Source organism: Paenibacillus hubeiensis, assembly GCF_032334105.1.
Taxonomy (GTDB): Bacteria; Bacillota; Bacilli; order Paenibacillales; family Paenibacillaceae; genus Paenibacillus; species Paenibacillus hubeiensis.
In genome coordinates this window covers 938,149-959,882 of record NZ_JAVYAE020000001.1, presented here as the reverse complement: position 1 = coordinate 959,882, position 21,734 = coordinate 938,149, and the positions used below count along the sequence as shown (strand labels likewise).

At 51.1% G+C, this 21,734-nt stretch carries 15 protein-coding genes and 2 tRNA genes; 16 read left to right on the top strand and 1 reads right to left on the bottom strand.

The window, feature by feature from the left end:
- Positions 1 to 184 precede the first annotated feature (184 nt).
- The gene (ilvC, locus tag RSX24_RS04560; RefSeq protein WP_236415988.1) at positions 185 to 1,177 is read left to right on the top strand and encodes a ketol-acid reductoisomerase; all 993 of its coding nucleotides are present in this window, start codon (positions 185 to 187) and stop codon (positions 1,175 to 1,177) included.
- A gap of 245 nt (positions 1,178 to 1,422) precedes the next feature.
- On the opposite strand, the gene RSX24_RS04555 is transcribed toward ilvC, so the two are convergent.
- Complete coding sequence (locus RSX24_RS04555; RefSeq protein ID WP_343259781.1) at positions 1,423 to 2,403, bottom strand: aldo/keto reductase; 981 nt, start codon at positions 2,401 to 2,403, stop codon at positions 1,423 to 1,425.
- A gap of 220 nt (positions 2,404 to 2,623) precedes the next feature.
- Here RSX24_RS04555 and leuB point away from each other — a divergent pair, with 220 nt between their 5' ends.
- The 15 genes from leuB to zapA form a co-directional block, all read left to right on the top strand.
- Positions 2,624 to 3,709, top strand: coding sequence for a 3-isopropylmalate dehydrogenase (leuB, locus tag RSX24_RS04550; RefSeq protein ID WP_343259780.1), 1,086 nt, complete (start codon positions 2,624 to 2,626; stop codon positions 3,707 to 3,709).
- A 283-nt stretch (positions 3,710 to 3,992) separates the two neighbouring features.
- Positions 3,993 to 4,532: a peroxiredoxin gene (locus RSX24_RS04545; RefSeq protein WP_236415981.1), complete on the top strand. Its 540-nt coding sequence runs from the start codon at positions 3,993 to 3,995 to the stop codon at positions 4,530 to 4,532.
- A 344-nt stretch (positions 4,533 to 4,876) separates the two neighbouring features.
- Positions 4,877 to 5,293, top strand: coding sequence for a hypothetical protein (locus tag RSX24_RS04540; RefSeq protein ID WP_236415979.1), 417 nt, complete (start codon positions 4,877 to 4,879; stop codon positions 5,291 to 5,293).
- Between the two features lie 462 nt (positions 5,294 to 5,755).
- Positions 5,756 to 6,862, top strand: a complete 1,107-nt coding sequence (locus tag RSX24_RS04535) for an ATP-binding protein (RefSeq protein ID WP_236415977.1) — start codon at positions 5,756 to 5,758, stop codon at positions 6,860 to 6,862.
- A gap of 132 nt (positions 6,863 to 6,994) precedes the next feature.
- Positions 6,995 to 7,963 carry an AAA family ATPase gene (locus RSX24_RS04530; protein WP_343259779.1) on the top strand — a complete coding sequence of 323 codons (969 nt, stop codon included), beginning with the start codon at positions 6,995 to 6,997 and terminating at the stop codon, positions 7,961 to 7,963.
- Position 7,964: 1 nt separating this feature from the next.
- Complete coding sequence (locus RSX24_RS04525) at positions 7,965 to 9,080, top strand: DUF58 domain-containing protein (protein WP_343259778.1); 1,116 nt, start codon at positions 7,965 to 7,967, stop codon at positions 9,078 to 9,080.
- Positions 9,077 to 10,393 (top strand): hypothetical protein, encoded by a 1,317-nt coding sequence (locus tag RSX24_RS04520; protein WP_343259777.1) that lies wholly within the window; start codon positions 9,077 to 9,079, stop codon positions 10,391 to 10,393. The genes RSX24_RS04525 and RSX24_RS04520 overlap by 4 nt, the downstream gene beginning before the upstream one ends.
- An 81-nt stretch (positions 10,394 to 10,474) precedes the next feature.
- The gene (locus RSX24_RS04515) at positions 10,475 to 11,431 is read left to right on the top strand and encodes an aldolase catalytic domain-containing protein (RefSeq protein WP_236415969.1); all 957 of its coding nucleotides are present in this window, start codon (positions 10,475 to 10,477) and stop codon (positions 11,429 to 11,431) included.
- A 335-nt stretch (positions 11,432 to 11,766) separates the two neighbouring features.
- A complete protein-coding gene (locus tag RSX24_RS04510; protein WP_236415967.1) occupies positions 11,767 to 13,884 on the top strand; it encodes a bifunctional diguanylate cyclase/phosphodiesterase in 2,118 nt (705 codons plus the stop codon).
- A 132-nt stretch (positions 13,885 to 14,016) separates the two neighbouring features.
- A tRNA-Pro gene (locus RSX24_RS04505) sits at positions 14,017 to 14,090 on the top strand.
- A gap of 10 nt (positions 14,091 to 14,100) precedes the next feature.
- Positions 14,101 to 14,171: transfer RNA gene (locus RSX24_RS04500), tRNA-Gly, on the top strand.
- Positions 14,172 to 14,647: 476 nt separating this feature from the next.
- Complete coding sequence (gene abc-f / locus RSX24_RS04495; protein ID WP_343259776.1) at positions 14,648 to 16,525, top strand: ribosomal protection-like ABC-F family protein; 1,878 nt, start codon at positions 14,648 to 14,650, stop codon at positions 16,523 to 16,525.
- Between the two features lie 374 nt (positions 16,526 to 16,899).
- A complete protein-coding gene (pheS, locus tag RSX24_RS04490) occupies positions 16,900 to 17,934 on the top strand; it encodes a phenylalanine--tRNA ligase subunit alpha (protein WP_236415963.1) in 1,035 nt (344 codons plus the stop codon).
- A 98-nt stretch (positions 17,935 to 18,032) separates the two neighbouring features.
- Positions 18,033 to 20,486, top strand: coding sequence for a phenylalanine--tRNA ligase subunit beta (pheT, locus tag RSX24_RS04485; protein ID WP_236415961.1), 2,454 nt, complete (start codon positions 18,033 to 18,035; stop codon positions 20,484 to 20,486).
- 364 nt (positions 20,487 to 20,850) lie between these two features.
- Positions 20,851 to 21,734, top strand: an 884-nt coding sequence (gene zapA / locus RSX24_RS04480) for a cell division protein ZapA (RefSeq protein WP_343259775.1), incomplete at its 3' end; no start/stop codon positions are given.

The window sequence follows — 21,734 nt, the reverse complement described above, 5'->3', positions numbered from 1 at the left end:
CTAACATTTTAGTGATGTAACGCTTGAAAAGAGAGATACATCCCCGCTTTAATGGGCGGGTGTCTGAATGGATCGAAGCATGTAAACCCCATGCATCACGGTTTCGTCGGCTATGGTCCACGGTCCCTTGAGACACCCGCTCATTATTGAAGGGTTCTTTACAAAATAAAGGAGGACTTAAAACATGGCAGTTACTACTTATTATGAACAGGATGCAGAGCTTAGCGTATTGAAAGGAAAAACGATCGCCGTTATCGGTTATGGTAGCCAAGGCCATGCCCAAGCACAAAACTTGCGCGATAGCGGACTGAATGTGGTTATCGGACTTCGCGAAGGTAAATCGTACGATGCTGCAAAAAACGACGGCTTTGAAGTATTGTCTCCGGCAGAAGCAACAAGCCGCGCTGACGTGGTTCAAATCTTGCTGCCTGACGAAACACAAGCGGCTGTATACAAAAACGAAATCGAACCAAACCTGAAAAAAGGCGCAGCTTTGCTCTTCTCCCACGGTTTCAACGTTCATTTCGGCCAAATCGTTGCTCCAAAAGACAGCGATGTATTGCTGGTAGCTCCTAAGTCCCCTGGCCACATGGTACGTCGTACGTACGTGGAAGGATTTGGCGTACCTGGCTTGATCGCGATCGAGCAGGATGCAACAGGCAAAGCCAAAGAAATCGGCCTTGCTTATGCAAAAGGTATCGGCTGCACGCGTGCAGGCGTGATCGAAACTTCCTTCCGTGAAGAAACAGAAACAGATCTGTTCGGTGAGCAAGCTGTTCTGTGCGGTGGCGTAAGTGCCCTTGTAAAAGCAGGATTCGAAACGCTGACAGAAGCAGGATATGCTCCTGAAATGGCATACTTCGAGTGTCTGCATGAGCTGAAACTGATCGTTGACCTGATGTACGAAGGCGGTCTGGCTAGCATGCGCGACTCCATCAGTAACACGGCTGAATACGGTGACTATGTAACGGGTCCTCGCGTCGTAACTGAAGATACGAAAAAAGCAATGAAAGAAGTGCTTTCCGATATCCAACAAGGTAAATTCGCTCGCGACTTTATCCTTGAAAACCAATCCGGTCGTGCGTTCTTGACAGCAACTCGCCGCAACGAGTCCGAGCACCCAATCGAAGTGGTTGGCGGTCAATTGCGTGAAATGATGCACTGGATCAAAAAGTAAGTCCTGTTTTCATTTGATCTTAATCTTACAGCTTCAACGGAAAATAGCGGCCATGCTTATGCGTGGGCCGCTATTTCTGATACGAGAAAGGTACCGTAAGGAGAGAAGATGCCATTACGTCCTCTGTCGACCAGCACAAAAATAAAGTCTGACCCGGCTTTTTTGCATAAGGGTCAGACTTTACTTACGTTAATTGCGTTATATGATAAATGCTATTGCCTAAATCTGTTCATGCACAGCAGACGTTACCAAGCATAAGCGTTTGGTGCGTGTCCACCAGGCCCTGGGAAAATCTCGTCCAGGCGCTTGAGCACTTCCGCATCGAGCGTAACCTCAAGGCATTTGAGCGCCGTTTCGAATTGCTCCAAGGTACGTGGACCGATAATCGGTGCGGTAACCGCCGGGTTGGCGGCAACCCAGGCCAGGGCGACGGTATCCTGCGGTTCGCCAAGCTCGCGGCACAGGGCGGCGAATTGTTCCAGCTGCTGCTGCTGATGGTCGATGCGTTCCGCAATGCCGCTGCTGCGTGAGCCTTCCAGCTTCTGGAGCGCGTTGCGTCCGAGCAATCCGCCATCCAGCGGGCTCCACGGAATGACGCCAAGCCCGAGCTCTTTGGCGGCAGGCAGCACTTCCAGTTCCGGCAAACGGCAATTTAGGCTGTATTTGTGCTGTTCGGACACCAGGCCGAGAAAATGGCGGTTTTTGGCTTCGCTCTGGGCAATGGCAATCTGCCAAGCGGCGAAGTTGCTGGAACCGACGTAACCGATTTTTCCTTGATGGACGGCATTCTCGAACGCTCCCCACAGCTCGTCCCAAGTAACGGCAGGGTCCACATGATGCATCTGGTACAGTTCGATATGATCCGTTTGCAAACGGCGGAGGGAGCCTTCCAGATGGCGCCTGATTTTATATGCAGAGAGACCGCTTTCATTGTTGGGACCATCGGTGTCGTCGTGCATGGAGCCGTATACCTTGGTGGCAAGCACGACTTTTTCCCGGCGGTTGCCGCCTTGTTTGAACCAGCGCCCGATGATTTCCTCCGTTAGCCCGGAGTTTTCTCCCCACCCGTAAATGTTGGCCGTGTCGAAGAAGTTGATTCCGGCGTCCAATGCCGCATCCATAATGCGGAAAGCTTCCTTTTCATCCGTAGCGGGTCCAAAGTTCATCGTGCCGAGACAGATCCGGCTTACCTTGAGTCCTGATTTTCCCAAGTACGTGTACTGCATGATTACAATCCCTCCTGTACTAACCTGAAATGGAATTACCGTTTCCATTGTAACCCATACGGAAGGGGACGAACAACGACGCTCACTCTCTTATAGGCAAAATCTATTAAAGTCATAGATTGTATATCTTGGTCAAATGGACGTGTAATATGATAAAAAGGAGAGAGTTGATTCAACGATACGTTTGAAATGAATGAAACGATGTAAGGAGAGGACAACCATGGCAGATGTAAAAAAGATTGCAGTTATCGCGGGTGACGGAATCGGACCCGAAGTTGTGGCCGAGGCGGAAAAAGTATTGAAACGCACCGAGGAAGTATTTGGTTACCGTTTTGAAACAGAGCATGCTCTGTTCGGCGGAATCGCCATCGATGAGAAAGGAACCCCGCTTCCTGAAGAAACGCTGGCTGTATGTAAAAGTGCTGACGCGGTTCTGCTTGGTGCCGTTGGCGGTCCGAAATGGGATAATAACAGCAAGGAGCTTCGCCCGGAAACCGGTTTGCTCGGCATTCGCAAAGAGCTTGGCTTGTTCTCGAACCTGCGTCCGGCGGTCGTGTTCGATTGCCTGAAGGATGCTTCCACGCTTAAACCTGAAGTGTTGGAAGGAACGGACCTGATGGTCGTACGGGAACTGACGGGCGGGATTTACTTCGGGGAGAAGTTCAGACGCGAAAGCGATCAAGGTCAAGAGGCCGTGGATACATGTGCTTATAATGTTACGGAAGTGGAAAGGATCGTCCGCCAGGCATTCGAAATCGCGCAAGGACGCCGCAAAAAGCTGGCTTCCGTAGACAAAGCGAACGTGCTCGAAACCTCCCGCCTCTGGCGCGAAGTCGTTAACCGCGTGGCTCCGGACTATCCGGACGTTGAACTGGAGCATGTATTGGTCGACAACTGCGCGATGCAATTGCTGCGCCGCCCGGCCAGCTTTGACGTGATCGTTACGGAAAACATGTTCGGCGACATCCTTAGCGATGAAGCAGCGATGCTGACCGGTTCGATCGGCATGCTCGCCTCCGCGTCGCTGGGTGAAGGCAGCTTTGGCCTTTATGAGCCGGTGCACGGCTCCGCTCCGGATATCGCCGGCCAAGGCTTGGCGAATCCGATCGCTACCATTCTTTCGCTCGCCCTGATGTTCCGTACAACGTTCGGTTATGCGGAAGGCGCCGATGCCATCGAAGCGGCCGTATCCGAAGTGCTGAATGCCGGACACCGCACGAGTGATATCGCCGTGGACAAGAGTGCGGCGATCAGCACCACCGAGATGGGCGACCTGATCGTTGCAGCGATCAAAAAACAAGCTTAATATGTATTGACCGTTCAAGCAGCCTTTTGCTTTCCGACAGGATCGTAGAGGGCTGCTTGTTTTCACGATTGCTGCACAGAATGTCAATAAATTTTCTTATTTATAATAATTATAAAAAAATAACGTTTATAATCTTGACTTTGATAAGTCCGAATGATAACATTTTAAATGTACTCGTTATGCGGTACACAACATCATTCATCGCAGGACAAGCGACATAGCGTGTCCTGATCTAAGCACTCCGCAAGGAGGCTTACATAATCCCAAAGGAGGAATTTTAGTTATGGCAGAACGTTTGGTTGGCAGACCAGCACCTGATTTTGCAATGGAGACAGTAACAGGAGACGGACAAGAATTTGGTTCCGTTAAACTGTCCGATTACCGCGGTAAATGGCTCGTATTTTTCTTTTATCCTTTGGATTTCACATTCGTGTGTCCTACTGAAATCACTGCTTTGAGCGATGCTTACGAGCAATTCAAAGCTTTGGATACCGAAATTCTCGGCGTGAGCGTTGACTCCGTGCACAGCCACAAAGCATGGATCAACACGCCTAAAGACAGCAACGGTTTGGGCCAACTGAACTTCCCGCTGGCTTCCGATATCACGAAACAAGTTGCTAAAGATTACGGCGTTCTGATCGAAGAAGAAGGCGTTGCATTGCGCGGGCTGTTCATCATCGATCCAGAAGGCGAATTGAAATACCAAGTGGTGAACCACAATGACGTAGGCCGCAGCGTTGAAGAAACGTTGCGCGTACTGCAAGCATTGCAATCCGGCGGATTGTGTGCAATGAACTGGAAACCAGGCGACAAAAACCTGTAAGCCGAATCAACTTGAACAATACAAGTTCAAGCCCTCACCCCGTAAGGGATGAGGGCTTTTTGCACCCTTTTTGTGAAAATTGCCCATGATTGTTGTTTAATAGAAGATAAATACGTGTTATTAATGTAAAATATAAATGTTAGGTATTTGGGGCTTCAAAAGAGGAATCGCTCCATGTAGAGTCGAATAGGGTATGAAAACCAGAATCATGTTGAACCATTGCTGAACATACTATTTTATAAATGTTGAATACGGATGAAACCATCCCCGGACGGAAGAGCCAGAGATACCCAGAAAGTCAATATCGGTTAATTTTCGGCACGTTAGAAGGAGGATGAACAAGAATGAGTTACTGCTGTGGGGCTAGTATGGTGGGAACAAAGGGCACACTGAAGCACTACCGAACCCAGGTTCATAATGTTCCCCTGCTGTTTTGCCCGGTATGCCACCGGGTCGAGGTGCATTACAAAGTGGAAAACGAATATGAGATTTTGGCTGAATACGCGCATGGAGACGGTGCTTCCGAAATCGACTTTCAAGACTACGTCACCGAGGACGAAGACGCCATCTTCGAAAACTGCATCAGCAGGGAAAGCGAGGATGCGCTTGTCATTGTACAGCGCCAGATCGACATGTCGCTTGATTTGCTGCGGCTTGCCAAGGAAATGAAGGATGAGAAGTGGGAAAGCGAGCTGAAACGACGCCTTGCCGTTATGAGTCAGCGCAGATTGAAGATTCAGCATAACAAAAGTGGACTCTAGGTGATGCCTTTATCCGCTGAATAGATGTTTTTTTCTGAAGCGAAGCGGATTCGCAGTTTGCGGATTGGCTTCGCTTTCATGCATTCATTTTGAATACAGCCGTCCGCCGATTCGAGTTTTTTCTTAAAATAATTTCCATTCGACACTTTCTCCGATTGACTCTCTTCCATAAACTTGTCTATGATAAAAACAGACTTGCGAAAGTGGCGGAGCAAAAATTGGTTTGTTTTTTGGAATAGGATAAGCTTAGAATGGAACCTTCATCTTATTTTTCGGGATCGTTTACTGGTTACCGGGAATGCAGAGCAGCCTGAGTTCCGGACATGCAATCCATATTTCGGCTAAGCTCCCTTAATGAAAGGGCACCGGTAATGAACAACAAAAATCGGCCCTTCCTGTTTCTGTGATGATATGATGTCCGAATGGCAAGTTTATCATTTACGTGAAAAGGAGGAACCTGACATGATTAGTGAATTTCAGGAAACAGTGATTCAACCAACAAACGGGCTTCCTAACGTGCATCTGGATAATAATAAGTATGAGAATGTGCTGGAGCATCTGGATAGCGGGATCATGTTGTTTGACAGCAACGGTGTTCTGACATTCATTAATGTTCAGATGGCGAAACTGTTGGAGCTGCCCAGAAGTTTGTTGAGTGGCTGCACCCTGATGGAAATGCTGCATCATCCGCAAATGAGCCGATACAAAAAAAAGAAGATCCTGCGTATTTATCGGGAGACTATCTTTCACCGTAAGCGCTATCATGAGCTTATTGATGAGTATGGAAGGCATTGGCTGGTTACCGTAACCTATGGCGACCAGATGGATGGAGATTTTTTATTCAGCGTTAAGGACGTGTCCGACTATAAACAAATCGAACAAACCGCTTATCAAAATGACAAGCTTGCGATGCTGGGACGTATTTCGGCTTCGATCGCCCATGAGATCCGCAATCCGCTAACGGCCATCCGCGGCTTCATCCAGCTGCTCCGTCCCCATCTGCTGCAGCTCGGCAAGGATGAATATGCCCGAATCATACTGACCGAGATCGATAGGGCGAATGATATCATTTATGAATTTCTGAACTCTTCGAAGCCTTCGGCACCTCAGAAGACCATTATGTCCGTGGATTCCCTACTGAAAGAAGTGGTATTGCTCACAGAGAGCGAAGGTTTAATGAAGGGATGCGAGATCACGCTGGATGTGGCGACCGATGCGTCGATGAATGTGTCCATTGATGTCAAGCAAATTAAGCAGGTTATTCTGAATATGGTAAAAAACGCGATGGATGCCATCGAAGATGTAGGGGAGGAACATGCGGGGCTCATTCGCATTTCCACGGCCATAGAAAACCGATACGTTAAAATCTCCATCGCCGATAACGGACAGGGCATGGACCATAACACGCTTGTTCGCTTGTTTGATCCGTTCTTTACGACTAAAGAAAGCGGAACCGGACTTGGACTGTCGGTCAGTTACCGAATCATCAAAAACCATGGAGGCACGATTGCAGTTGAAAGCCAAAAGGGCGAGGGGACCCTTTTTATCATCAAGCTGCCACTGGTGTAACCCATGCCAAACAACAGGAGTCCGGCGAATTTGGCGGATGCCTGTTGTTTTTTTATTGGATGAAATGAGTTATCGTTATAAGGAATACGTTTACATAAATAGCGTTTTTGGAGAAAGGAAGGTAGGTGCGTCTTGGATATTCGGGAAATGGAACAGTTGAAAAATCATGTGTTGGAGCATGTCGGGCAAGTGATTGTAGGCAAAGATTTTACGGTGGAGCTGGTGTTGACGGCGATGGTTGCGTCAGGGCATGTGCTGCTTGAGGATGTGCCCGGCACGGGGAAAACGATGCTGGCCAAATCGATCGCTGCTTCGGTGGATTGCTCCTTTCAGCGCATTCAGTTTACGCCGGATTTGTTGCCATCCGATCTGACGGGCATTCACTTTTTCAATCAAAAGCAAGGGGATTTCGAATTCCGGAAAGGCCCTTTGTTCGCGAATTTCGTCCTTGCCGATGAAATCAACCGAGCCACACCGCGTACCCAGTCCAGTCTGCTGGAATGCATGGAGGAGGGCCAAATCAGCATTGACGGCATAACCAAACGGCTTGAAAAGCCGTTTGTCGTGATCGCGACCCAAAATCCAGTCGACAATCAAGGAACGTTCCCGTTGCCTGAGGCGCAGATGGACCGTTTCATGATGAAAATCCGTATGGGATATCCCAGTTTGGATGAAAGCGTCGAGATTTTGAGACGTACCGTGGCGGGGAGATCTGCAGCTGCCTTAACCGCAATCGTCACGAGGGAGCGGTTACTGCAGGCTCAAGAAGCATATCGTTCCGTGCGAATCGAGGAAGATCTGCTGCGATACATTACCCGTTTGGCGGAAGAGACCCGCAGCCATCCCGAACTGTCTCTCGGAGTCAGCCCCCGTGGAGCACAGGCGCTGCTAAAAGCTAGCCAGGCTTGGGCAGCGCTGCATGGCAGGGATTATGTGCTTCCTGATGATATCAAGCTGCTGGCCAAGCCCGTGCTGGCCCACAGATTGGTGCTGCGGAACAGAGTGCGCCAACAGGAAGGCATGGCGGAACGCATCATTGACGATCTGCTTGGACGAATCGACGTACCTACTGAAAATGCCGCTCTAGGCAGTGGGCGATAAGATGGCACTGCTATGGCTAATCGTTGTTGGAGGGGTTGTCATCGGACTGCATGGTCTGGTGTTTGGGCGCCCGGCTCTGCGAAGGATGGCATATGCCAGGGAATTCAGCAAAAGGCGTTGTTATGCCGGGGAACAGGTTGAAATGATTGAAACGATCGCTAACGAGAAGCGTTTCTCGGTTCCTTGGCTCAGATTGGAGGCCATGATGCCAGGCTCGTTTATATTTCGAAGCGGCTCGGGTGTGGATATTAGCCAGGGAGACATCTATCAGAACCATAAAAGCATATTTACGTTAAAACCATTTACCCGCATTACCCGGAGGCATCCTTTTACATGCGCCCGTCGCGGGATTTACACCATGAATACGGTCACGATGACGGGAGGAGACTTGTTTGGGTTATGGAGTTTCTCCAAACCGCTGCCCGTGGAACTCTCTATGGTGGTATATCCTGCTTTGGTCGCTGAAGAGGATATGCCGGCCATATATCAGATATGGCAAGGCGAGGTGGAGGTCTCGCGCTGGATCGTGGAGGACCCGTTCCTTATTTTAGGGGTGAGGCCATATGGCCCGACGGATCCGATGAATCGGATTCATTGGAAGGCAAGCGCGCGAACCGGCGAGCTGCAAGTGTATAAACAGGGATGGTCGGCTGATCCGCAGTCATGGATTATCGTGAACGTTCAGGAATCGGCAGAAATGTGGAGCGTGGTGACCCGCCCGGACGTAATCGAACGCGCGCTAAGTTATGCAGCCACGGTTGCAGGAGATGCTGTCCGCAGGGGGCTTCCTGTCGGTTTCGCGCACAACGGCTATCGGGCCAAAGGGGGACAGGATCCGCTGCGCATTGAACCGGACTATGGAACGCCGCACCTGGAACTGCTGCTGGAGGCCATGGCTGAGGTAGAGCTCAAATGCATTACCCCAATGGAACAGTTTCTGCGGACCGAAGCAGAATATGGTGAACTTGCCGAGCAGGCGTACAGCTATCTCCTGATCACATCTTATGTTTCCGAAGCGATGGAGCGGGAGATTGCACGTTTGCAGGAACAGGGACACAAGGTGACTATTCTTCCTGTCGTCGAGGTACAGACTGACAGCAGGGCGGTGAGTGCGTGACAAAGGTTGAATTTTTTTCCGACGATCGTTGGTTCTGGCGTTCATTGTGGGCAGTATGGCTGCAAGGCATTTATATGTACCCGCTGCTTGTTGTCACCGGGCTATACTCAGGCACGCGTCTGCCTTTCATTCTCTTGATGGTTCATGGCGGGGCAGGACTGCTGGGCGTAATCGTAGGGAGAAGATATAGGGGGACACGGAGAAAGGCATGGTTGCGCTTGGGCGCGTCATTCGTCATGGGCATGTTGGCCATGGTTGTTGCCTTGCCATTCTCATTACCCTTGTTGGATCTGGTTTCAGTGGCGGTATGGGGAGCATTCGCCGCATATATGGGATTGACTCCCGTGCCTGAACTGAGATCCACGTTGAGCTGGAGGCTGCAAATGTTTGGCGTCGCTGGAGCAATTGTGGCAAGTGCCGTCTCCAGTCTGGAACCTTTCCGTGTTTTGCAGCCGTATAACAACACGCTCTATGTATCGGGGGGGATCAGCTTTGTTGCCTGGTTGCTTGGCATTTATTTCGCCCAACTGGACCGGGCCATGCTGAACGACGGCAATCGGAGAATGGTGCTGAAGGAATTTGTCAGGGCCAATCATGTTCGTTTGCTTGTCCTGTTGGTCGTGATTGGCGCCATTGGAGCTTTTCCAAGCTTGGCCGCCTGGCTGGTTCCGCTGCGAGACCGTTTGCTGTCTTGGATCCGATCGCTATTGGGTTCGTCTTCTTCCTCTGAACCGCCTCCGCCTCCTTCCGCTGCCAATGAGCCGTTGATGTTTCCTGGTGAAGCCGAGGGTTCGCCGGGAGAGCCGTCCATGCTGTGGAATATTCTCGGTTGGGCAGTCTTGGGACTCGTCGCAGTGGTTATCGTCTGGCTGGTTGTGCGCTTGGGCAAAAGAGTGTTCATCAAATGGGTTGAGCGTTTTAAACGTTGGCTGGAACCTGCCGAATCCAAGAAAGAGCCGATTACCGCTTATATGGATGTCAGCGAATCGCTGCAAGTGCCTGCGAAGAAACGAAAACCATGGTTTCGGAAAAAGGATTCGCTGCCGTCGGAAGATGCTGAACGTGTGCGTTATTATTACGGGCGCTGGATCAGAAATGCCAAGCGGTTGGGTGTGCGCTTACCGGATTCCTCAACCCCTTTGGAGGCGGCTGAGGTCATCGGTCGTGAGCGGGGCACCCATAAACGGGAGGAAAGCAGGCTGACCGAGGTTTTGCCGCATGCTTATAATGAAGTGCGATATGGAAATAAAGTTCCGGACCATGAGGCGCTGAAGGAAATCGACCGGATCTGGAAGTCCGAAAGAGCAAAATAAACCCGTAATCCCTTTACTTTTCTTGTGTCGTTCAAGTATCATGAGAGGAATACACAAGATGGTGAGAAAAGGAGCAAATAAATGAAGACAAATCATAGCAAAATTGTGGATTGTACGATCCGTGACGGCGGATTGGTCAATAACTGGGACTTTAGCGTGGATTTCGTTCAGCGGTTGTATGCCGGATTGAACGAAGCCGGCGTTGATTATATGGAAATTGGCTACAAAAATTCTCCCAAACTGCTCAAAGGCGCAGAAAACGCGGGTCCATGGCGTTTCCTGAACGATGATTTCCTGCGCAAAGTCATCCCGAACAAAGGCAACACAAAGCTGTCTGCTCTGGTTGATGTCGGCCGCGTGGACGAGAGCGACATTTTGCCCCGCAGTGAAAGCATGCTGGATTTGATTCGCGTGGCATGCTACAGCAAAGATGTGGACAAGGCGCTTGATCTGGTACAAACGTTCCATGATCGCGGATATGAGACAACGCTGAACATCATGGCATTGTCCAACGTGATGGAAAATGAATTGTTGGAATCGTTTGAACTGATCAAAGAAAGCTCGGTGGATGTAGTCTACATCGTGGATTCCTACGGCAGCTTGGATCACAATGACATGAAATACCTGGTGGAGAAATTCAAAACGCATCTGCCGAACAAACGTCTGGGCGTGCATACGCACAACAACATGCAGCTTGCCTTCTCCAACACGCTGGTGGCTGCCGAGCTCGGCGTAGAACTGCTCGACGCCTCCGTCTACGGCATGGGGCGTGCAGCGGGCAATTGCCCGACCGAATTGCTCGTTGCGCATCTGAAAGGGACCAAGTACAACTTGCGTCCGGTGCTTGGCGTACTGGAGGAATTGATGGTTCCGCTCCGTGAAAAAGAAGAGTGGGGTTACATCTTGCCTTATATGATCACTGGAACGTTGGATGAGCACCCTCGTTCGGCCATGGCGCTTCGTTCGTCCGAGAACAAGGATAAGGTTGTCGATTTCTATGACAAGCTTACAACGCCAGAAGTGAATTTTGACAAATAAAATAGGTCCATTTGCTGTTGTAGAATTTGAAAACACGAACTTCCTCAGGGGGTTCGTGTTTTTTTTAGTTCTTATTTCCTTGGTTTTTAATATTTATATGAATAATTGTTCCTATAGGCTCATTTTTTTTAGTTCACGTCCGCAAAATAAAATGTTATTATGTACCAGATAGCATGTTAAACATGGGAATTGAACGTTAGTAGAAGAGAAATTGTCGAATGATGTAGAAAATTACGGTCATTCTTTCCGCGATGATCTCACTAACGGAGATTCCGACGTATGTTAGGGTTCAGCTTATTTCAGGATAGGTAATCCAGGGAAGGACAAAACAAGGCATGAAGGCTAATCTACAGGATCAGAGAATGGTAGGCTGGGTCGCCATTGGCGGTCTGATATGTTTCATCGCAGCTCAATGGTTTCGTTCCTCCGAAAGCTCTGATCTGATCGTATCGGCATATCCGGTTCTTATGTTATTGGGAGGGTTTGCAGCAGCTGCGGCGTGTATCGGCATATATAATCAGAGCTGGCTGTTCCAGACCCAGAAGCTGACCTTACGCCGAATTTCGTTAACGACATTGTTTTTGCTGATCGGACTGTTTGAACTTGTTCACATTGTGTCGTTTGCAGAGGGAATTCCGAACGGAGCGATGCTGGAATCGGAATTTTCGCTCAGAATGATGACATGGGGATCGCTGTTATGCGCATTGGGTTTGTTACTGATTTATGCGATGGGAGACAAGGAAGTTGCGTCTCCGCGCAAAATTTTGCTTTTTGGCGGAACGTTGGTGACTTTTGTCGTTTTGTATACGTTGGGCATTCAGGAGTGGAACGGGTTCCCTAAGCTGATGCAAGGCAGCGTCCTTAGCCCAACGTTTATGCAAATCCATTTTGCGATTGGATTGCTGTACGGCGTTGCGGCCATTATTTTGTTCGTTAAGTGGAAACAAAATAAAGAAGCTGAACTAGCCTCCCTTTTGTGCGGGGTCATGTTTTTTTTCTATGCGGAATGTTATTACGTTGCTGCAGTACGTTTTGATGATCTGAACTTGTGGTTTGGTCTGGTCAGCAATTGCCTCGGTTACTTTCTGATTCAAAAAGGACTTTATGTGTCCGTTGTGGATACGCCATTTCTCAAACAGCAGGTCGCCGAAGCCAAGATGAATTATATCGCTCATCATGACGATGTAACCGGGCTGCCGAACAGGCGTCGCCTGACGCAGCGTCTGAGAAGCATGATGGACGAAGCGGTGGAGAAAGAGCAGCTTGTCGGGGTTTTGGTCTTGAATATTAATCGTTTCAAAAACATTAACGATTCGCTTGGGCAGAAGGCGGCCAATGACGTTTTGCGCCAAGTAGGGCAATTGCTGAAAAACTCGGCTCTCCCCGACGAAGAAGTATTCGGGTTGGGGCGGGATGAGTTTGTCGTGACCATAACCGGATTTCCGGAAGCCGAAACGGCATTAAGGCGGGCGAGAACGGTCATGCAATTGTTCGAGAAACCTGTTCAAGTGGACGGAAACGAATACCATTTGACGCTTGGCGCAGGACTCGCCCTGTACCCTCATGACGGCGATTCGCCCGAAGAGATCATTCAAAATGCGGATACCGCGCTGCATTATGCGAAGGAGCAGGGCATAGAGCTGAACCGCTATGCCCATTCGATGCAGATGAAAGCGCTGGAACGGATGCAGCTCGAGAATGATCTGCGCAAGGCGCTTGATCGGGGGCAATTTTATCTGGTGTATCAACCTCAGGTTAATTTGGCGAGCGGCCTGATCGTAGGCATGGAGGCATTGGTACGATGGCAGCATCCGGAGAGAGGCTCGGTATCGCCAGCGGATTTTATTCCATTGGCCGAAGAGAGCGGGTTGATCGTTCCCCTTGGAGAATGGGTGCTCAGGGAGGCGTGCAAACAGAACAAGCTCTGGCAGGAGGCCGGTTATCGCAAGTTATGCGTATCGGTGAATTTGTCCATGAGGCAATTCAGGCACTCACATCTGTTGGACAATATCCGCAGCATTTTGGAGGAAACGGGACTTGATCCGGCATGGCTGGAATTGGAGATCACGGAAAGCATGACGTTTGATAAAGACCGTGCTTTTGAACAACTGCGCAATATTAAAGAGATCGGTGTTCACATCAGCATCGATGACTTCGGAACGGGCTATAGCTCCTTGCACTATCTAAAGGATCTGCCAATTGACCGGCTCAAAATCGACCGTTCTTTCGTCAACGAGGTGATGGTGGATCGCAACAATGCGGCAATTGTTTCGACCATTACTTCCATGGCCCATCACCTGCAGTTGAAAGTGACGGCGGAGGGCGTGGAAAATGAGGAGCAGCTGTCCTTTTTGCGTGACCAGCATTGCCATGAAGCACAGGGTTATTTTTTCAGCAAGCCGATCGAGGCTGCCGATTTCGAACATTTGTTTTTGCGCGATGCGGCAGGATAAGCATGGGGCAGCGGCGTGATGACGCTTCTGCCCATTTTGGCATGATCGACCATTCATCGAGCTAAAAACCGTTGCACGGGAAAGGTGGACATGATATATTGAATTATGTAAAAACGATGTTAAGCGCGTTGTCGGGACGTAGCTCAGCTTGGTAGAGCACCTGGTTTGGGACCAGGGGGTCGCATGTTCAAATCGTGTCGTCCCGATCTTTTTCATGCGGGTGTAGTTCAATGGTAGAACTCCAGCCTTCCAAGCTGGTAGCGTGGGTTCGATTCCCATCACCCGCTTTATGATGAGGCAGCACTCCAGCCCTTGCGACAGCAAGGGTTTTTTCGTGGTTTCACGAGATGGAGGGGAAGGGGCTTAAGAAGCTTCGCGGGAATGGGCTTTGCTTTTGGAGGAGTTTCTGATACAATGGCGGAGTAACGATACTACGCATGAATGAGAGGTAACCATACGTCCCATGAAGTAAGACACATGAAATCGAACCTTATGAACTGCACAGTGTTATTGACGCAGTCAGTCGCAGCGGCTGAGCAATGAGGGATTCGTGTGTCCAATTCGGCATTTGGGATCAGATATGGGAGTACAGTGTGCATATGCATGTTTGTACGCAGCACCCTGTTTTTAGGGTTGCTCTGTTCATGTCTTGGCGTATCCATATGTCCGTTTGAGATTTCATGTATTTTCGAATTGCCAGACCGCCGGCTGCTGCCGGTGGTTTTTTTGCTTTTTAATTCGAATTCAGGAAGGATGAGAGCTCATGACGACATTGGTACGCCTGCATGAAGTATCGAAGGATTGGAACGGGATGGAGTTGTTTTCAGGGTTGAGCCTGGAAATCAATGAAGGAGAACGGCTGGCGATTCTAGGCCGAAATGGATGCGGCAAAACGACGCTGCTGCGGATGATTCTTGGTGAAGAAGACGGCGGGGGGCGTATTGAACGGCACCTTCCCCAGCGGGAATGGAGTTATATGAGGCAGCGCTCCAGCATTGCTCCCGGGACGCTTGTACTGGATGCGGTGCGGCAGGAAAGCGGGGCGCTTCATGAAGTGAAATGTAAGCTGGAACGTTTGGAAAAACGCATGAGCAGCGGGGAAGGAGATAATGAGCAGCTGCTTGCCGACTATGCTGCGGCGTTGGAGCATTACGAGCGGTTGAACGGGTACATGTGGGAGACCGACGTGGAAAAAACATTGGGCAAGTTGGGGTTGACTCAGGAACACTGGAATCGGACATATGATTCCCTGAGCGGCGGGCAAAAAACTAAAGCGCGTCTAGCCGGCCTGCTGGTCAGCCGTCCCCGGTTCCTCATCCTGGACGAACCGACGAACCATCTGGATGAGGAGAGCATGCGCTGGCTGGAAGAATGGCTGGTTTCCTATGAAGGGACGCTGCTGTTTGTATCGCATGACCGGACGTTCATCGATCAGGTCGCCACGAGTGTCGTTGAGTTTACGAATAAAGAACTTACGAAATATAAAGGCGGATATTTGGATTACAAAACGTACAAGGAGCAGGAGCTGCGCAAGCAAGAAACGCTTTATCGCAACCAGGAACTGGAGCGAAAGGCATTGCAGGAGGCGATCCGCAATTATCAGCAGTGGTTCCATAAGGCGCACAACTCGGCAACCGATGTTGAGGTGAAGATTACCCAAAGCTTTTACAAAGCGAAAGCCAACAAAAACATATCCCGTTACCATGCCAAGCAGAAACAGTTGGATCGTTTGGAACGAGATCGGGTGGAAAAGCCGCGCGAGGCGCCCAAGCTGAACATGGAATTGCAAGTGAATACGCTTCACGCCCGGCAATTGCTTGCGATGGAAGGGGTCGATTTTGCCTATCCGGGCGGGCCGCCGCTGTTCAGCGATTTACGGTTTGCCGTGGAACGCGGCGACCGGTTGGCCGTGCGCGGGCCGAATGGTACGGGTAAAACAACACTGCTCAAACTGCTGATCGGCGAACTGGATCCGGTGCAGGGCCATGTAGCGCGCCATCCGCAATTGAAGATCGGTTATTTTTCGCAGGAGCTGGAAGGATTGCCCGAGGATGTTACGCTGCTGGACAGTCTGCTGACCCTGCCGTCCATGACGCAAAGCGCAGCGCGCACGCTTCTGGGATGTTTCCTGTTCTCGCGGGATGATGTGTTCAAGCGAATCGGAGATCTGAGTATGGGAGAGAAATGCCGGGCGGCGTTCCTGCGGTTGTACTTTGGCGGGGCCAATCTGCTCGTTCTGGATGAACCGACCAATTATTTGGACATCGATACGCAGGAAGTCATGGAGGATGTGCTGAAACGGGCTTCCGGCGCGTTGGTTCTTGTCTCCCATGACCGAATGTTGACGAAGGCGCTTGCCAATCGGCTGCTTGATCTGGAGCCGGGAGGCAAGGTACGCCGATTTGAAGGAAGCGTGGAGGAATTGGAGGAATCGTTGAAGCTGCGGGATAGCGCGTTGACCATCCGGGATGCCGACGACGAAAGACTGCGACTTGAACTGCGGTTATCCGAGCTGCTGTCGCCGTCCCTTCAGCCTGGAAAGGGAACGGTTGCCGATCCGGAACAGGAGGCCGGGCGTGCGGCGGAGACAGCCGAGATTCGGGAAATTCAATTCCGGCTCAAACAGTTGCAAAAGGGCTAACTTTTGCTTATAATTATGAACATTCAACGCTTGAGTTAACCTAAACCAACTTATGCAAACGTGATGATGGAGATAAGTAAGCAGTGCCTCTGGACAGGGAGGAAGCGCCGCGGATTGAGAGCGTTTCTGTAGAAAAGGGCTGTCGAAATTCACTCCGGAGCGGTTCCTTGAACATGGCTGCGTTCATTGCTGCCATCAGTAGGGGCAAACGGCTAACGGTCGTTATTCCGTTTAGAGTGAGACATACGGGCTGCGCGGTAAGCGGCGTGGCAGAACCGGATGTCTAACAAGGGTGGTACCACGGTCTTTTCGTCCCTTTATGGGGAGAAAAGGCCTTTTTTGTTGCAATAAAACCACATGAGGGGGCTGTTCACATGAAAGAACGTTTGGAGGCATTAAAGATCGAAGCGCTGGATCAATTGTCCAGTGTTAACGATCCGCAGACGCTTGGTGATCTGCGCGTAAAGTATTTGGGTAAAAAGGGCGCGTTGACCGAGATTTTGCGCGGTATGGGCGCGCTGAGCGCGGAGGAGCGCCCGGTCATCGGCCAAGTGGCCAACGACGTTCGCGGCGCCATCGAAGCCGTGATCGAGAGCAAACAGGAGCAGTTCACGAAAGAAGAGACCGCAAAACGTCTCCAATCCGAAACGATCGACGTTACATTGCCTGGCCGCCGTGGGCGCCAAGGCGGATTGCACCCGCTAACCAAAGTGGTGCAGGAAATCGAAGATATTTTCATCGGTATGGGTTACCGCGTAGCGGAAGGTCCGGAAGTCGAAACCGATTATTTCAACTTCGAGGCATTGAATCTGCCTAAAAACCACCCGGCCCGCGACATGCAGGATTCGTTCTATGTCACTGAAGAACTGCTGATGCGTACCCATACTTCTCCGGTTCAGGTTCGCTCCATGCAAGCGATGCAGGGTGAAGTGCCGCTGAAGGTCATCTGCCCAGGCAAAGTGTACCGTCGCGATGATGACGATGCAACGCACTCGTTCCAGTTCAACCAGATTGAAGGCATCGTGATCGGCGAAAACATTCGCATGAGCGACCTGAAAGGCACATTGCTGCAATTCGTACGCGAAATGTTCGGGCCTCATACGGAGATTCGCCTTCGTCCAAGCTTCTTCCCGTTCACCGAGCCAAGCGCTGAAGTGGATGTCACTTGCGTGCAATGCGGAGGCAGCGGCTGCCGGATGTGTAAACAAACAGGCTGGCTTGAAATTCTCGGTTGCGGCATGGTTCATCCTAAAGTGCTTGAAATGGGCGGTTACGACCCGGAAAAATACAGCGGCTTTGCCTTCGGCATGGGCGTTGAGCGTATTGCCATTCTGAAGTACGGCATCGACGATATTCGTCATTTCTACAACAGCGACCTGGCATTCCTTAAGCAGTTCGGGCGGTTGTAAGCGATAGAACCATACATTCTTCTGCGCGTGTCAGCATGATTTGGCATGATCGCGCCCAGGATCGAAACATCAAATATAGATTAAGGAAGTGAACGTGCATGCGAGTATCGACGGATTGGCTGTCTGATTATATTTCCCTGGAAGGCGTGGCGCCACAGGAGCTGGCGGAGAAAATCACCCGTTCCGGCATCGAGATTGACGTGGTGGAGAACCGCAACCAAGGCGTGAACAAGGTTGTTGTAGGTTATGTGAAAAGCAAGGAAAAACATCCGGATGCCGACAAACTGAACGTTTGCATCGTGGATGCTGGGCAGGAAGAGGATTTGCAGATCGTCTGCGGCGCGAAAAACGTGGATGCAGGCCAAAAAATCGCGGTTGCCCTTGTGGGTGCCAAATTGCCTGGCGGGCTGGACATCAAAAAAGCCAAGCTGCGCGGCGTTGTATCGATGGGCATGATCTGTTCGGCGAAAGAATTGGGTATGAACGACAAATTGCTGCCGAAGGAACAACAGGAAGGCATTCTGGTGCTGCCTGAAAATACCGAAATCGGAACGCCGATTGCCCAGGTTCTCGGTCTGGACGATCATGTCCTGGAACTGGACCTGACGCCGAACCGTTCGGATTGCCTCAGCATGCTGGGTGCGGCTTACGAAGTCGGTGCCATCCTGGGACGCGACGTGAAGCTGCCTGATCCGCAGCAGCATCTGGTGGAGATTTCGGATGCGGCGGCAAACCACATTTCGGTGCAAATTTCGGCTGCGGAGCAGTGTGCTCACTATGCAGCTCGCTATGTTACGGGCATCAAATTGGGAGCGTCCCCCCTCTGGATGCAAAATCGCCTGATGGCAGCGGGCATTCGCCCGATCAACAACGTCGTCGACGTAACCAACTATGTCATGCTGGAATACGGTCAGCCGCTGCACGCATTTGATGCGGATAAATTGGAAAAAGGGCACATTGACGTGCGTATGGCGCAGGAAGGCGAAACCATCGTGACGCTGGATGGCCAAGAGCGCAAACTGGAGCCGCATATGCTCTTGATTACGGATGGCGTGAAACCTGTGGCGATCGCCGGGGTCATGGGCGGCGAGAATTCCGAGGTTGCGGAAGGCACTGTCAATCTGTTGCTTGAATCTGCCAAGTTCGATGGCGGAACTGTACGGAAAACGTCGCGCCAACTGGGGCTGCGTTCCGAAGCGAGCCTGCGTTTTGAGAAGGAAGTGGATCCTGGAGCAGTCATTGCTGCATTGAATCGGGCTGCGGAATTGATCCAACGTTATGCGGGCGGCGAAGTTCATCAGGGGATCGTTCAGGCAGGAACGGAATCCGCAGAGAAACGCGTCGTGAAATTGTCGCTGGACAAACTCAACCGTTATCTTGGAACAGATCTGTCGCTGCTTGAGGTTAAAACGATCTTCGCCCGTCTGCACTTCGCCTGCGGCGATGCCGAACAAGGCATCCTGGACGTGGAAGTTCCGACGCGCAGAGGGGATATCACACTGGATGTGGACTTGTTCGAAGAAGTAGCACGCCTGTACGGGTACGACAACATTCCGACTACGCCGATCGAAGGGCCTACGACGCCTGGGGCATACACGCGCGCTCAAGCAATGCGCCGCACGATCCGCGGTTTGCTTGCAAACAGCGGCTGGCAGGAAATGATCAGCTACTCCTTCGTACATCCGGATAAGGCATCCTTGTTCCCGTCCCTGACGGCAGGCAGCAAAACGGTAAAATTGGCCATGCCGATGAGCGAAGACCGCAGCGTGCTCCGTACAAGCGTACTTCCGCAAATGCTGGATGCCGCGGTGTATAACATGAATCGGAAACAGGACTCCCTGGCGGTATTCGAAGTGGGCAGCGTGTTCTTCACGGAAGAGGAGCAGTTGACCAAACAACCGCATGAAATTCCGGTTTTGAGCATGCTGCTTACGGGCCATCGTGCTCCTCAACAATGGAATGCCGGTGCGGAAAAAGTCGATTTCTTCGATTTGAAGGGGGCTTTGGAGGAACTGTTTGCTTATCTGGGTCTGGAGAGCCGTATTCGTTTCGTGGCCAACCAGCCGGAAGGATACCATCCGGGACGTTCCGCATCCGTATATTTGAGCGATCTGCATGGCGGCGAGGATAAGCTGATCGGAACGATGGGCCAATTGCATCCGGAACTGCAATTGCAGTATGATCTTAATGATGTGTATTTGGCAGAGATCGGTCTTGAAGCGATTTACAGCGATGCGGATGCGGATATCCGTTACCGCGAGCTTCCGCGTTTCCCTGCGGTTGAACGGGATATTGCGGTCGTTGTCGGCAAAGACGTCGAAGCGGGAGCCATGCTCCATGCCATTCGTGAAGCAGCTGGGGAATTGATGCAAACCGTACAGGTATTCGACGTGTTCACCGGAAGCAAATTGGGAGACGACAAGAAGAGCGTAGCAATGGCTCTCGTGTACCGTCATCGCGAGCGCACGCTGACCGATGAGGAAATTACCGAGGTTCATTCCCGCGTCGTTTCGCGCCTGGAAGAACAGTTCGGCGCGGAGCTGCGCAAATAGGGACGAAGCATCTTCTCACTGAGTTAACAAACGAAGCCGTGCTGCCCAAGCGCCATGAAGACCGGACAGAGGGGGCTTTCGGTTCAGCCTCGCCTCTCACCTTCGGCTGAATGGATTGCAAATAAGCTGATTGTGGCCGCTAAAATAAGATGGATTTGCAAGGAAGACGGAACGTGCTTTAAATGAAGTCCCTCTTGAAATATCAGGAAGCCGATTCCTTGGCGCTTTTACTTTCTGATATTATGAAAAAGAATTAGCAGGAATTGCTTAAAGTCACATCGAATCCTTAGCATTAGAGGATTGATGTGACTTTTTTTTGCTGACAGCCAAGAATCAACATACAGACTTGAAGGAGGGCACAACTGTGACTACACCTGATCGTACTCGCGTCACCGTAGAGATATACGGGACTTCTTATAAATTGGTCGGCAGCAGTGCCGAATACATGAAACAAGTGGCCAGCTTGGTGGATGAACGAATGAATACCATCTCCAAAAACCACTCCCGCTTGGACACGCCGCGCATCGCGGTCCTCGCGGCTGTACATATGGCCGAGCAGTCGCTCCAGGCTCAGGAGATCCGGAATGAGCTGAAGATGTTGACCGGCGAACGGACGGAATTGAGAAACGAGCTTAATCGCTTGAACGCGATTCAGAGTGAACACCGCAAGGAACTGGAACAGCGTGATCAGGCCATTGCGGAAGCCATCAAACAAAAGCAGGAAGCCGAGCAGGCCCAAGCCAAAATGGCGGCGGACAACAAGGCGGAGATTGCACGATTGAATGCGATGTTGGAGCAGGAAAGGACCCGGTTTGCTGAACGCGAGAAATCGATGCAGGCCCAGCATGCTGCCCAACTTAAGCAAGAGGCCGAGAAGCAGCGGGCAAGGTTGAGGGAAGCAGAAGCGAAAGCAGCCAATCAGCTAAAAGAAGCGCAAGCTCAAGCAGCGGCGCAGCAAAAGGAAATGCAGAGCCGTGCTGCCGCAGAACTTCAACAGGCTCAAGCGAAGGCGGCGGAGCAGCTGAAGGCAGCGAAGGAGCAGCAGGCGCAGGCGGAAACGCGTCTGAAAGAAGCGGAAGCTCGCGCAGCTTCGGAACGCCAGCAGCTTGAAGCGAAAGCGGCGGAGCAGCTGAAGGCAGCGAAGGAGCAGCAGGCGCAGGCGGAAGCACGCCTGAAAGAAGCGGAAGCTCGCGCAGCTTCGGAACGCCAGCAGCTTGAAGCGAAAGCGGCGGAGCAGCTGAAGGCAGC

Excerpts from the sequence above, each read along its gene's own strand:
- ilvC (WP_236415988.1), top strand. The coding sequence starts at position 185 with ATGGCAGTTACTACTTATTATGAACAGGATGCAGAGCTTAGCGTATTG.
- RSX24_RS04510 (WP_236415967.1), top strand. The coding sequence starts at position 11,767 with ATGAAGGCTAATCTACAGGATCAGAGAATGGTAGGCTGGGTCGCCATT.
- RSX24_RS04545 (WP_236415981.1), top strand. The coding sequence starts at position 3,993 with ATGGCAGAACGTTTGGTTGGCAGACCAGCACCTGATTTTGCAATGGAG.
- RSX24_RS04515 (WP_236415969.1), top strand. The coding sequence starts at position 10,475 with ATGAAGACAAATCATAGCAAAATTGTGGATTGTACGATCCGTGACGGC.
- RSX24_RS04535 (WP_236415977.1), top strand. The coding sequence starts at position 5,756 with ATGATTAGTGAATTTCAGGAAACAGTGATTCAACCAACAAACGGGCTT.
- RSX24_RS04540 (WP_236415979.1), top strand. The coding sequence starts at position 4,877 with ATGAGTTACTGCTGTGGGGCTAGTATGGTGGGAACAAAGGGCACACTG.
- leuB (WP_343259780.1), top strand. The coding sequence starts at position 2,624 with ATGGCAGATGTAAAAAAGATTGCAGTTATCGCGGGTGACGGAATCGGA.
- RSX24_RS04555 (WP_343259781.1), bottom strand. The coding sequence starts at position 2,403 with ATGCAGTACACGTACTTGGGAAAATCAGGACTCAAGGTAAGCCGGATC.
- abc-f (WP_343259776.1), top strand. The coding sequence starts at position 14,648 with ATGACGACATTGGTACGCCTGCATGAAGTATCGAAGGATTGGAACGGG.
- pheS (WP_236415963.1), top strand. The coding sequence starts at position 16,900 with ATGAAAGAACGTTTGGAGGCATTAAAGATCGAAGCGCTGGATCAATTG.
- pheT (WP_236415961.1), top strand. The coding sequence starts at position 18,033 with ATGCGAGTATCGACGGATTGGCTGTCTGATTATATTTCCCTGGAAGGC.
- RSX24_RS04525 (WP_343259778.1), top strand. The coding sequence starts at position 7,965 with ATGGCACTGCTATGGCTAATCGTTGTTGGAGGGGTTGTCATCGGACTG.